Origin of the sequence: Pectinatus brassicae (genome assembly GCF_014201835.1) — a bacterium.
GTDB classification, from domain to species: domain Bacteria; phylum Bacillota; class Negativicutes; order Selenomonadales; family Selenomonadaceae; genus Pectinatus; species Pectinatus brassicae.
The window spans coordinates 31,876-45,439 of sequence record NZ_JACHFH010000024.1 but is presented as its reverse complement, the minus strand read 5'-3'; the positions used below and the strand labels follow the sequence as shown (position 1 = coordinate 45,439).

Sequence of the window (13,564 nt, the reverse complement as noted above, 5' to 3'; positions counted from 1 at the left end):
CTCAGGCTCATAATGTTTTGTCATGTGTAACATCCTCCGATAGATTGATTTTACCAAACTATCACCGAGTGTTACAACTTTAGTATATCAGGTCACTTATGTTTAAAATATTTATGGGATTTATTTTGGCAACTATAATTTTCATGATGGGAAAAATAGCACATAATATTTATAGTTTTAAATATAACATTACAGAATTTTCTAATGGTGTGTTAAGTTTAGCATCAAAATGCAATGTTGACATTAGTAGCGTAATTAAGTGGTATTATGTATTTTTATTAATATTATGTCCAATATTAATTTATTGTATAAATAAATTAGGTCTGTTTAATTTTTTTAAAGGTAAAATTAATGTGAACATAAATATAAATAGAATTAAAATATCATCGATGGGATTTTTTATTTTTGTCTCCTTATTGTTATTAAATAATTTATATTTTAATGTAAAGTATTCAATGGACATGTTGGGGATGACAATATTGTTGTTATTAGGATTATTAGCATCATATTGTATTGGATATAAATGTAAGGATAAGGAATTATATTCTAAAATATATATTGCATGGTTAATAGCTGGTACGGCATGTAATTATTTATTCATGATTATTTATAATGAATTTTTTAACGCATATGGCTATAAAAGTTTTTATATTGTTTGTTATATAATATTGTTTGCGATAATTGCTTATTTGTATGGTGTTAATTCCCAAAATAATAAAAAGATTTTATATATAATTTTTCCATTGACAATCGTTTCAATTATAATTTTAATTGAAATTGAAGTTATATATGCTTTACGAATCAATAATATATTTTTTAGTGCAAATATATTATTGATTATGACATATATTTTAGGATTTTTATTATGCATATATAGATGGAAAAATTTTAATAATATAAAAAACAAAAATGGAAACATTTTTGTTTATGCAACAATTGGATTTTTATCTCAAAGTCATATGAGAATATTAGGTGCAGTACATAATATAGATTTTTTTGAAGGGGCAAATCATGGTATTGCAATATATGATTTTATCAATAATAATGTTATACCAATTTTAGGGAATTTTGATGCACATATGCTTAGCAGTTCATTGTGGGGAATACTATATTATCTAGTAACTAACGATGCAATAGGAGCCTTATTTATACCATATAGTTATATAAATAGTATACTTATATTTATGTTTTTGTTTTTTGTATTGAGAAGATTTATTACAGAAAGAGAGACATATATACTTATATTTTTATTACCTGCACTAAGGATTTATACACATACTTATTTTTTAGGATTAGGATTAATTCTATATTTTGCTTATTGGATAAAATCAAAAAAAATTTATATGGCAGATGTTATTTATGCATTATTATTTTGGTGTAGTTTTATATATAAATTGGATATTGGAGCATCATTTGGAATAGCATTTATAGTATGTGCAGTTTTATATTTAATAATAAATAAATATTATTCTAGATTAAAAATATTTATTTTATGTCAATTAAGTGTTTTTTTTCTAATGATGCTTATTTTATATTTAATTAGTATTCATTTAAATTTGAATATAGGAATATTATATTCAAATATTATGCCATTAATAACATCTAATCAAAATTGGGCGTATGGAGTGTTAGGTGATAAAATACATGTTTTATGTGTATATTTTATTTTACCTATAATTATAATGGGATTACTTTTTAACAAAATAAAATATACAAAGAAGTCAGTTTATGAGATTTGGATAATAATATATATATATATAGCATACATTTTGAATGTTCCAAGATCTATAGTTAGACATAATTTGATGGAGCATAGTATTATAGGGTATGGTTTAGCTGTTTTACTTTTTAGCTTGCTATGTATTGATAGTCAGAAAAAATATAAAGCTATATTTTTGGCTGTAATATTTACTCTAATAAGCTATTTTATGCAAATTAATATTCAACCATATGCATTTGATTGTTTAAAAATGGTAAACAATCAGATAAAAATATTAAACAATAGTAAAATTACATATGTGTTTAAGCCGATTGAAAAAGATAAAATTTTGATAAAAGATTTAAAGGGATTTTTTGACAATAATCTATCAGATAATGAAACGTATTTAGATTTTACTAATCAAACCTTTTTATATGCTTTTTTGAATAGAAAAAATCCAGTTTATATTAATCAAAGTCCGGCACTAGTTAATGGTGAAAAAGGGCAGGAAAACTTTTTAAAAGAAATAAAAAATAAAGATATACCATTTGTATTAATGCCATATATTGTTAAGCAGGAAGATAGAAGATATTCATGCTTTTTTTATTTGGATAGTGTGTTAAATACAGATAGATACTATCTAATAACAGAATACATATGTAAAAATTATCGTCCTTTGTGTATTATTGACGATATGATTATTTGGTGTAAAAAAGATGAATTTAATACTAGAATAAACCATATTATGAATGAAAAACATGTGAGACTTGTTAACACTTATGATTATAATAAAGCCGAATATTATAATCATGAGTTAGGATTTATACCATTTATATGGTGTAATTATGATAGGAAAAATAGTCAAAACAGTAAAATAATATATGATTTTGAGAAGCATAAAATAGCATCAAATATTTATATCTTAAATGATAATTCAATTGATGAAAATAAAGGAAAGTACATGATTTTACGGGTTGATTCTAAAATAGAAGGAAATTGTGATTTAACAATAGAAAAGAAAAATGCTAAAGAGAAAATTAAGTATAATTTTCGATTAGTAACAGGCAATCATTTTTACAAAATAAGATGTAGTAGTGATATTTTATGGTATGATAAAGAAAAATCAGTTATAAAAACAAATGTTGGAAATATGGCCCAAGTAGAAGAATTCTATTTAGTTAATGAATAAAATTAAAAGTATAGAGGACTATAAAAATTAAGAAAGGGAATGGAAACATAAATGAATATTTTAGTAGGATATACAGGGTTTGTTGGATCTAATATAAATGCCAGTTTTAAGTTTGATAATGTGTACAATTCTAAGAATATAGTAAATGCTTATAATACAAAACCAAACATTTTAGTATATGCTGGTGTGCCAGCAACTAAATTTTTAGCTAATAATGATGAAAATGCAGATTTATTAGTTATAAAAAATGCTATTGAAAACATAAAACAAATAAATCCTCAAAAAATGATTTTAATTTCAACTATTGATGTATTTAAAAATCCAGTTAATGTGGATGAAATGAATGAAATAGATACAGTTAATTTGTGTCCATATGGGAAAAATAGATATTATTTAGAACAGTGGGTGCAAAATAATATTAATGATTACTTAATTGTTAGGTTACCGGCTTTATATGGAGAAAATATTAAAAAAAATTTTATTTTCGATATGATAAACATAGTTCCATCAATGCTTAATAAAGAAAAATATCAGGAATTGGCAGCTAAATCGCAGATTGTAAAGAAAAGTTATGAATTACAAAAGAATGGTTTTTATAAATTTATGGGATATATTGATAAAGGCACTCTAAAAGAGGAATTTTTACGAATAGGTTTTAGTGCATTAAATTTTACTGATAGTAGATCTACATATCAGTTTTATAATCTTAAATATTTGTGGAAAGATATCAATATTGCTTTGAAAAATAAATTAAAAATTTTACATTTAGCAGTTGAGCCAGTGAAAGCTAGCGAAATATATCGATATGTTTATGGGAAAAACTTTTTAAATGAGTTCCTTGAAGAACCTGTAGTTTATGATTATCGAACAAAATACAGCGAGCTGTTTGGTGGTAAGGATGGATATATTTATAAAAAAAAGACGGTACTGGATGATATAAAGAACTTTATCGAGGCGTATAAATTATGAAATTATCAATATCAAATATAGCTTGGAGTTCGGAGTTCGACAATGAAATATATATATTTATGCAAAATAATGGTTTTTCTGGACTGGAAATAGCACCAACACGTATTTTTCCAGAAAAACCATATGAGTGTCTAACAGAAGTAGAAAAATTTAGTGGACAAATAAAAGAAAAATATGGCATAGAAATATGTTCTATGCAGTCTATTTGGTATGGAAGAACAGAACATTTATTTGGAAGCATATCTGAAAGACAAATGCTTATTGAGTATACCAAGAAGGCCATTGAGTTTGCTAAGGTAGCAAATTGTAAAAATATTGTTTTTGGCAGTCCTAAAAATCGGATAATGCAAGATGCATCGCAATATGAACAAGCAGTACAGTTTTTTGCTGAATTGGGACAGTATGCTGAAAGAAAACATACTTGTGTTGCCATTGAGGCTAATCCAGCTATATATGGTACTAATTTTATAAATACTACAGCAGAAGCTTTTAAGTTATGTCGTGATGTTAATAGTGATGGGATAGGCGTTAATGTTGATTTAGGAACTATTATTGAAAATAAAGAAAATTTACAGGTAATATTTGATAATATTGATTTAGTAAATCATATTCATGTTAGTGAACCATATCTTAATATAGTACAAAAGAGAGAAATTCATACTGAACTATCACAATTATTATTTGAAAAAAAATATAATAAATATATATCAGTTGAAATGAAAAAATCCGATATAGAAATAATAAAATCAGTATTAATATATATTAAATCTATATTTGGCTTAAATAATTAAAAGTGAGGGCTTTTTTTGAAATATGAAAATATAAGGGGCGTTCCTAAATTTGAATCCATGGAATACCAGCCTAAAAAAACGAAATATTGTTTATGTATTCCTGTTATAAATGAAGGTGAAAAAATACATAGGGAATTGAAAAAAGCACAAGCGGCTGAAATTGATAAAAAAATTGATATAATCATTTGTGATGGTGGTTCGACAGATAATTCTTTGTCAGAAAAATATTTAAAAAAGTATAATGTAAATACACTACTAAAAAAAAATGATGTAGGAAAGCAGGCTGCTCAGCTACGTATGGGAATGTGGTGGGCATTAGAGCGGGGATATGAAGGGATTATAACTATTGATGGTAATGATAAGGACAATATTGAAGCAGTGCCATTGTTTATAAATAAACTAGAAGATGGATACGATTTTGTTCAGGGATCGCGTTTTATAGCTGGCGGTAGAGCAGAAAATACTCCTTTATCAAGGTATATTGCTGTACGATTACTACATGCTCCTATTATTTCACTTACGGCTGGTCAGTGGTTTACAGACACTACAAATGCATATCGGGCACATTCACAGAAGTATTTATTAGATGAACGTGTTTTGCCATTTCGGGATATTTTTCAGACATATGAATTATTAGCTTATTTATCAGTAAGGGCATCACAGCTGGGGTTAAAGGCTTGTGAGGTACCAGTACTACGGGTATATCCGAAAACTGGTAAGACACCAACAAAAATAAGTCCTTTTAAAGGAAATATAAATTTATTTAAAATTTTAGTGAAAAATTTGTTTAGAAGATATAATCCATAAGGAGTTTTTAGATGAGTTATGATAAAATTATTATTGGGGCAGGATTATATGGCCTTTATGCAGCTGATTTTTGCGCACAAAAGGGTGAAAAAGTTTTAGTTCTTGAGTATGACAAAGCTCCTTTTATGCGTGCAACATATATAAATCAGGCACGAGTACATATGGGATATCATTATCCGCGTTCGATTTCTACGGCAACAAAATCAGCGCATTATTTTGATAGGTTTAACGAAGATTATGGTTTCTGTGTTCATACTCGGTTTGAACAGATCTACGCTACTTCGGCAGCATTCTCATGGACAGATGCCGGACAGTTTAAAAAATTTTGTTGTAATTCAAATATTTATTGTGATGAGGTTAGTGTTGATAAATATTTTAATAATGGTATGTGTGATGGGGCATTTGTAACAAAAGAATATACATATGACGCTCAGATATTAAAACAATACTTTCTTGATAGGCTGAAAAAACACCCTAATGTTACTATTGAATATGGTATACGGATACAAAAAATTGTACAAAAAATTAGCCATTTTGATGTGTATTTACAAGATGGGACAATATATACTACAGATTTTCTTGTTAATGCTACTTATGCCTCAAGTAATCAAATACTTTCTTTGGTAAAGGATGGGGATGAAAATAGCAAAAATTATGAGCCTTTTAAGATAAAATACGAATTGTGTGAAATTATTTTATGTGAAATAAGTGAAAATTTTAAGAATGTTGGTATTACAGTTATGGATGGACCGTTCTTTTCAATTATGCCATTTGGTAAAACAGGTTATCATTCTTTAACAGCGGTTACTTTTACACCGCATGTAACAAGTTACGATAGTTTGCCGCAATTTGAATGTCAAAAAAAAGCTGAAAATTATTGCAGTCCTGGTCAGCTGGGGAATTGTAATGATTGTCCAGCTAAGCCGCAATCAGCTTGGCCTTATATGTCACAGATGGCTAGAAAATATTTAAAAAAAGACTATGAATTTAAGTATAAAGAGTCTCTTTTTTCAATGAAACCAATACTTCAGGCATCGGAAATTGATGATTCACGTCCAACCGTAATAAAGAAATTATCTGATAACCCAGTATTGATAAGTATTTTATCAGGGAAAATAAATACTGTATATGATTTAGACGAGGTATTATAATAATGGATATAAATAAAGAAAAAAATTTTTTATCGGTAGTGGCATATATTCATAATGATGAAAATGATATAGCAAAATTTATTGAAAATATAAATGAAATTTTAAGTAATAATTTTAATAAATATGAAATTATATTAGTTGATGATGCATCAAATGATATTAGTGTAGCCATTATAAAAGAAGCTGTTCAGAAAATAAAATCCTGTACGGTGCAAATAATACATATGAGTTACTACCATGGTAATGAGTTAGCGATGAATGCTGGTGTACAATTAGCTATTGGCGATTTTGTTTTTGAATTTGATAAAGTTAGTATTGATTATGATGATAAATATATAATGGATACTTACAGACGTTCGCTTACCGGCTATGATATAGTTAGTGTTTCACCAGCAGAAGCTAAAAGTAAAGGTTCACAATTATTTTATAAGCTGTACAATAAATTTTCTAATAATCAATATGAATTAAAAACAGAATGTTTCCGTATTTTGTCTAGGCGGGCAATAAATCGTATTTTTTCTATGAGCAAGACGATTCCTTATAGAAAAGCACTTTATGCCAATTGTGGATTGAAACAGGATACTTTATATTATAAAACTAAAAGTCAAACTATTGAAAAAGATAGTCAGGAAAAGCATTATCGTTATAAGATGGCTGTTGATGCTTTAATTTTGTTTACTGATATCGGTTACAAAACAGCTTTCATTCTTACGCTGGTAATGATGGCAATAAGCATCATCATTGCTGCATATACAGCTTTTATTTTTATTGCAGAAAAACCTGTTTCAGGATGGACTAGTATGATGATATTTATGGCTGTTGGCTTTACAGGAATATTTGCTGTGTCAGCAATTATAATAAAATATTTAGATTTACTTGTTGGTTTAGTATTTAAGAAAAAAACATCTACTATAGAATCTATAGAAAAATTAACACATTGAGAAAATATTACAATATTTTGGACTTAAGATTTTATGGAAGGTAAAATATGAATAAAATTGCGATTTTAATTCCCTGCTACAATGAAAGTCAGACAATTGCTACAATGAAAGTCAGACAATTGCTAAGGTGATAAAAGACTATAAAGATGTTTTACCTGAAGCAGATATTTATGTATATGATAATAATTCTTCCGATGGAACAGATTTAATTGCCAGACAGATGGGAGCTATTGTCAGGTATGAATATCGGCAAGGAAAAGGAAATGTTATTCGATCAATGTTTAGGGATATAAATGCGGATTGTTACTTGATGATTGATGGAGATAACACCTATCCGGCAGAGAATGCTCGGACAATGTGTGATTTAGTATTGCAGGGGAAAGCAGATATGGTAATAGGTGATAGATTATCATCGACATATTTTGAAGAAAATAAACGTCCGTTTCATAATATCGGCAATCTTATGGTTCGAAAATGCATTAATATGTTTTGGCATACTAAACAAACAATAGTTGATGTTATGACAGGATATCGTACCTTTAGTCCTATATTTGTTAAAAGTTTTCCAATTCTTTCACAAGGTTTTGAAGTTGAAACAGAAATGACTATACACGCGCTGGATAAGAATTTATTAATAGAAAGTATACCGGTTCAATATAGAGATAGACCATCAGGTAGTGAAAGCAAACTTAATACATATAGTGATGGTATAAAAGTTTTATTTACTATTTTTAATTTATACCGAAATTATAAGCCTTTAAAATTTTTTGGTGTAGCTGCGTTTATAGCTATGATTTTTGCGATGATATTGTTTGCTCCTGTTTTTATAGAATATTTAGAAACAGGATTGGTTCCTAGAGTTCCTACCTTAATTGTTAGTGTTATTCTTATGCTGACAGGTTTTTTATCAAGTGTATGTGGATTGATATTGGATACAATAGCAAATAATAGTAGGAAAAATTTTGAATTGCAGATGAATATTATTAAAATGATGCTTAAATGATGATATTCAAAGTTTTATAGTATAAATAAGTGAGGTCGGATTTTGTATAATATTTTTTATCAATATATTTTATTGCTTGTATTTGTTTTAACATTTTTTGGTATAGGCATGCTTGTTTTTAAAGCATTTTCTATCCGACTGAAATATATGGCAGATAAAATTTTTTACGCGTCTGTGCTAGGCTGTTCATTAGCAATAATTTTATTTACAGCATTTTATTTAACTGGTGTTTATAGCAAATATTTTGTATATATTATGTGTTTAGCAGTAGTGCCGGGGATATATTTTCTTACACAGGCGCGTGACAAAAAAAGTACTATATTGATGACAATTATTTTAGTGTTGTTATTTAAAGTGATGATATATACTGTGTATCCACCAAATGATTTCGATGCAACAATGTATCATTTGCCTATTATTAATCAGCTGGTGCAGAATGCCAATATTGATTTTTCTACAAGCATAAGATATCCAACTTATCCATTTTTTGGTGAGGTTTTTTTATCATTAGGAATGGTATTTGGTGATACATCGGTGAATGTATTATCAGCGTATATTTTATTTTTATTAGCATTAGCAATTGGGAAGGAATTTGTTTATCAAAGCTATTGGAAGTCAATTATATCAGTAGGCCTGTTATTTATAGTAAAGGTTTTGATTAATTTTTCAGGAACAGCGTATATTGATAATATATTAGCATTATTTTTCTTTGCAGCATTTTTAGTATTGAAAAATAATTTTGTAGATAAAAAAAATATACCAATATATTTGTCGGGAATATTTATGGGAATTGCAATTGGTGTTAAATATACAGCTGGTTTTTGTGCAATAGAAATAGGCATTATTTTATTATTGCTGCGCCAATGGAAAGCAACAATAAAATATGCATTACCAGCAATCGTTATTGGTAGTATTTGGTATATAAGAACATATTTAGTTTTAAATAATCCATTATGGCCATTTATGACAAAGATTTTTCAAACTAAACCAGTTTGGACAGAGCAGGATTATTTGCTACAGTTCGGTGATTTAATGAAAAAATACGATACAATCTCAGATCTTTTTAAAGGAATTTTACATGCAGAGGGGGGCATTTCTGTTGTAATTTTTTTAGGGTTAGGATTATATTGTCTTTTGGCAAGAAAACAAAAATGGTTTAAATTATATATTGGAATTATAACAGCATATTTTATAATGTGGTATAATTCAGCACAATATACAAGATATTTGATGCCGATAGTTCCATTTTTGGTACTTATGGCGACAAATGGATATATAGTTTTTATTGATAAATTTAGAAAAAAGGAAAAAATTTATAAAGTTATTGCCAGCCTTATTTTGTGCAATTATATAATTGTAGTAATAAGTTTTGTATATGATTATTCTTTCGATAAGAAAATTATTTGGAAGGATAATATTGTAAAATATCGTATGGTATGTACAGATCGGGGAAAATTTTTACAAGAAAAATTTCCTGCGTATAATGCGGTTGATTATGCTTCAAAACTGCCAGGAAAAACTTATGCAATGCATTTGGAGTATATTAACTATTACGGCAAGGGAAAAGTATATGGGGATTGGTTTGGCAAATACAGGTATGCAGATGTTGATGATTTATTAAATGCAAAAGAATATGAAAAATTAAGCATACATTTAAAAAACTTGAAAATAGATTATCTTTTAGTAAGTAAATCAAATAATATTGTCCCCAATATATATATGAGTGAAGTTTACAATGATAAAAAATATGCTATCTATAAGATAAATTGATAGGATTTAATTATATGAAAAATATAGGAAAAGGCTACGATAAATATGATAAAAAATTGTATTATGCTGTACTCAAAGAAATTTATTAATATTTATCGTGAAATATTAAGTTTCTTATTAGTTGGTGGATTTACTTTTATAATAGACTATGCAGGACTATATGTATTGACAGAAATATTTAATATAAATTATCTTATTTCATCGGGAATATCGTTTACGGCAGCTGTTATTGTAAACTATTATTTATGTGTTAGATACGTATTTAAAAATACAGGAAAAATTGGGAAGAAGGCAAAAGTTTTATTTTTAGGTTCTAGTATAGCAGGATTAGGTTTGAATCAGGTTTGTATGTATTTCTTCGTTAGTGTAGTGGGGATTTATTATATGATAGCAAAATTAGTATCTACTGCGATTGTTACAATGTGGAACTATATTATGAAGAAAAGAGCACTAAAAAATTAAAAAAATTATTTATATAATGTTTTTAGGAGGGTATAGGTGGCAGATAAAAAAAAGATAACAATTTTAGTTCCCTGTTATAATGAAGAGGCTGTACTTAAAGAATTTTATGGTCGTGTGAGTAGTGTAATAAGTGATATAAAAAGCGGTGATTTTTCAATATTCTTTGTAAATGATGGCAGTAGTGATAGAACATTGGAAATAATGAAAGATTTAAATAAAAAAGATAAGAGAGTACACTATCTTGATTTATCACGCAATTATGGCAAGGAAATTGCAGTGATTGCCGGAATTGACTATATAGATGCGGATGCCATGATATTAATCGATGCAGATTTGCAGGATCCACCTGAGCTTATTGAAAAGATGATTGAATATTGGCAGCAAGGGTATGATGATATTGCGGCTAAGCGAAAATCACGGGCGGGTGAAACATTCTTTAAGAAATGGTCATCGCATATGTATTATCGTATTTTGCAGAGTGTGACCCGGATTTCTATTCAGACGGATGTTGGCGATTTCCGGCTGCTTAGTCGTCAATGTATTGAAGCTTTAAAGTCTATGCGTGAGTTTGAACGTTATAATAAAGGCTTATGCAGCTGGATAGGCTTTAATAAAAAAGAAATTTTATATGATAGAGATGCCCGCTTTGCCGGTGAAACGAAGTGGAATTATTTTAAACTATTTAATTTGGCAATAGATGGCATAACAAGTTTCACGATAGTTCCGTTAAGACTGGCTACTATTATGGGATTATTTACGGCATTGGCAGCGGTTATCTATATGTGTGTGATAGTTATAAAGACCATTTTGGGGATAGGTCATACAGTTCCGGGCTATCCGTCACTTATTTCGGCTATTTTATTTATTGGCGGAGTGCAGCTTTTCTGTATGGGAATAATGGGAGAATATATTGGCAGAATTTTTACGGAAAGTAAGGGGCGGCCGCTTTATTTTGCTAAAGAGATGGACGGAAAAAAGATTATTGATTATACAATGATAAAAAATAGTTGATAGATTAATTTCTATCAGCTGTTTTTTATAGAAAATAAAATAAGTTAAAAATTATATTATGTGGAATATTTATATAAAATATTCTAAATATTCCACATAATATATTTACAAAGCTGAATCATAGTGCTATACTTTATTCATAAGTTACATTTTTTATATATTACAAAAGAATAATATTAAAATTTTAGGAAAGTTGGCGACAATATGGATATTGTACAGGACAGAAGTATTATGGCTCTTTTACCACAGTATAGCGATTTGGGCGATGGAACAGTTGTTGTGGACAGTATGAATAAGGATGTTTTTTATTCAATGGGGCAGCGGGCGATGTTACACAATTTATGCAGTCGCTGTTGTAAGGATATTCATTTATTACGGACATGGGCGAGCCAGCTGACCGGACAAAAGATATGGATGCCGCTAGGGATTAGCTATGAACTGGTATTAGTACCACTAAAGATAAGGGAAGCTAAAATTAATGGTGATGCCACAGTGGGATATTTTAATTTTAATTATATTAAGGATATACGGGAAAATAAGGACGAAACAATTTTGATTATGAATGATGGCAGGGAATATATAATTTTGTGGCAGATTAGAACGGTGAGGAAGCATTTGCGTGATGCAATGATTATACATTCACTTCTTATGAAAAAATTGGATGATATGTTGTGGGCAAGGCTGCAAAAAGGGATTTGAAAGTTGATAAATGTATTATAAATAAGATAATAATATAAATTTTATATAGATATAGACTGATAAAATGAATAGAAGGGAATAAACCCTTCCGTCACTGCTTTGCAGTGCCACCTTCCCTAAATGGAAGGCTTATAGATGCAAAAGAAAATAACTTGATATTAAAATCTGCTGTGCGGTATGGTTACGTGCAGCAGATTTTTGTTTATAAAGAGGAAAATGTCATAAATAAATGACATTTTTGCCTTAGTTTTGTCAAATTCTTTTTATATTATATAAACATACCGAAACAACAAACGAGTAAGTAAATCATATAGGGAGGAATTTAATATGTTTAATAATTTATCAAGAAAAAAATGTGCCGCACTTGCACTAGGCGCAGTGATGACAGTCGGAGCAGCATTTCCGGTTTTAAGTGAGGTAGCTAATGCCAATGAGGCAATGACACCGCCAACGCAGCAGGAAATGCATCAAGGTCATCATGGCCATCATCAAGGTGGGCCAAGAATGTTTTTCCCAGGGATTGAACAACAGCTGGGCATCAGCAAAACAGATATGGATAAATACTGCAAAGATGGCACTCGCCCCGATGATGTAGTAGCTGCAGCACTTGTAGCTAAAGCTGGTAATACTTCACTTGATAAGGTGATGAGTTATAAAACTGGTGATAATTCATGGAAAGAAGTTATGGAAAAAACTGGAGTAACTTTTGAACAAGTACGCCAGACACGTGATGAATTAGCTGCTAATGTTATTGCTCAAAAAACTGGTGCTAATAAAAATGCTATAGGTGTTCTATTTAAACAAGGTTACCATGACCGCGATATTATGATGGCAGCAGAGCTTGCTAAACTGTCTTCAAAAGAGGTCAATGAAGTAATAAATATGAAGAAAATAAATAATAGCTGGCATGATGTCGCTCAGTCACTTGGAGTTGACGATTCAGCTGTAAGAGAGGATATGGGGCCTATACAGCATAAAGCTAAATAAAAAACTGAATATAGGATTTGTTATACATTAAATTATCATATATGCCTAAACTGTTATCTAACCCCTATGGATAATAGAATTGAAT

Annotated in this window: 11 protein-coding genes and 1 pseudogene; all 12 read left to right on the top strand. The window is 28.9% G+C overall.

What is annotated here, in order from left to right; all coding sequences use genetic code 11:
* Positions 1 to 143 precede the first annotated feature (143 nt).
* The 12 genes and pseudogenes from HNR32_RS09655 (at position 144) to HNR32_RS09600 (ending at position 13,479) form a co-directional block, all read left to right on the top strand.
* Positions 144 to 2,888 (top strand): hypothetical protein, encoded by a 2,745-nt coding sequence (locus HNR32_RS09655; RefSeq protein ID WP_183862093.1) that lies wholly within the window; start codon positions 144 to 146, stop codon positions 2,886 to 2,888.
* A 51-nt stretch (positions 2,889 to 2,939) separates the two neighbouring features.
* Entirely contained in the window at positions 2,940 to 3,857 is a 918-nt protein-coding gene (locus tag HNR32_RS09650) for a sugar nucleotide-binding protein (protein ID WP_183862091.1), read from the top strand.
* Positions 3,854 to 4,648, top strand: a complete 795-nt coding sequence (locus HNR32_RS09645) for a sugar phosphate isomerase/epimerase family protein (RefSeq protein ID WP_183862089.1) — start codon at positions 3,854 to 3,856, stop codon at positions 4,646 to 4,648. The genes HNR32_RS09650 and HNR32_RS09645 overlap by 4 nt, the downstream gene beginning before the upstream one ends.
* Positions 4,649 to 4,663: 15 nt before the next feature.
* Entirely contained in the window at positions 4,664 to 5,455 is a 792-nt protein-coding gene (locus tag HNR32_RS09640) for a glycosyltransferase family 2 protein (protein ID WP_183862087.1), read from the top strand.
* Positions 5,456 to 5,466: 11 nt separating this feature from the next.
* Positions 5,467 to 6,606: an FAD-dependent oxidoreductase gene (locus HNR32_RS09635; protein ID WP_183862085.1), complete on the top strand. Its 1,140-nt coding sequence runs from the start codon at positions 5,467 to 5,469 to the stop codon at positions 6,604 to 6,606.
* 2 nt (positions 6,607 to 6,608) lie between these two features.
* Positions 6,609 to 7,547: a glycosyltransferase gene (locus HNR32_RS09630; RefSeq protein ID WP_183862083.1), complete on the top strand. Its 939-nt coding sequence runs from the start codon at positions 6,609 to 6,611 to the stop codon at positions 7,545 to 7,547.
* 109 nt (positions 7,548 to 7,656) lie between these two features.
* Positions 7,657 to 8,550: pseudogene (locus HNR32_RS09625) on the top strand (glycosyltransferase family 2 protein); the annotation flags it as partial.
* A gap of 42 nt (positions 8,551 to 8,592) precedes the next feature.
* Positions 8,593 to 10,320, top strand: coding sequence for a hypothetical protein (locus HNR32_RS09620; RefSeq protein WP_183862081.1), 1,728 nt, complete (start codon positions 8,593 to 8,595; stop codon positions 10,318 to 10,320).
* A 63-nt stretch (positions 10,321 to 10,383) separates the two neighbouring features.
* The gene (locus tag HNR32_RS09615; protein ID WP_183862078.1) at positions 10,384 to 10,782 is read left to right on the top strand and encodes a GtrA family protein; all 399 of its coding nucleotides are present in this window, start codon (positions 10,384 to 10,386) and stop codon (positions 10,780 to 10,782) included.
* 36 nt (positions 10,783 to 10,818) lie between these two features.
* Complete coding sequence (locus HNR32_RS09610; protein ID WP_183862076.1) at positions 10,819 to 11,793, top strand: glycosyltransferase family 2 protein; 975 nt, start codon at positions 10,819 to 10,821, stop codon at positions 11,791 to 11,793.
* 231 nt (positions 11,794 to 12,024) lie between these two features.
* Positions 12,025 to 12,492, top strand: coding sequence for a hypothetical protein (locus tag HNR32_RS09605; protein WP_183862074.1), 468 nt, complete (start codon positions 12,025 to 12,027; stop codon positions 12,490 to 12,492).
* A gap of 327 nt (positions 12,493 to 12,819) precedes the next feature.
* On the top strand, positions 12,820 to 13,479 hold the full coding sequence (locus tag HNR32_RS09600) for a hypothetical protein (protein ID WP_183862072.1): 660 nt from the start codon (positions 12,820 to 12,822) through the stop codon (positions 13,477 to 13,479).
* The last annotated feature ends 85 nt before the right edge of the window (positions 13,480 to 13,564 follow it).

Coding starts and splice junctions, on each gene's coding strand:
- HNR32_RS09655 (WP_183862093.1), top strand. CDS start 144: ATGATGGGAAAAATAGCACATAATATTTATAGTTTTAAATATAACATT.
- HNR32_RS09650 (WP_183862091.1), top strand. CDS start 2,940: ATGAATATTTTAGTAGGATATACAGGGTTTGTTGGATCTAATATAAAT.
- HNR32_RS09645 (WP_183862089.1), top strand. CDS start 3,854: ATGAAATTATCAATATCAAATATAGCTTGGAGTTCGGAGTTCGACAAT.
- HNR32_RS09635 (WP_183862085.1), top strand. CDS start 5,467: ATGAGTTATGATAAAATTATTATTGGGGCAGGATTATATGGCCTTTAT.
- HNR32_RS09630 (WP_183862083.1), top strand. CDS start 6,609: ATGGATATAAATAAAGAAAAAAATTTTTTATCGGTAGTGGCATATATT.
- HNR32_RS09615 (WP_183862078.1), top strand. CDS start 10,384: ATGCTGTACTCAAAGAAATTTATTAATATTTATCGTGAAATATTAAGT.
- HNR32_RS09605 (WP_183862074.1), top strand. CDS start 12,025: ATGGCTCTTTTACCACAGTATAGCGATTTGGGCGATGGAACAGTTGTT.
- HNR32_RS09600 (WP_183862072.1), top strand. CDS start 12,820: ATGTTTAATAATTTATCAAGAAAAAAATGTGCCGCACTTGCACTAGGC.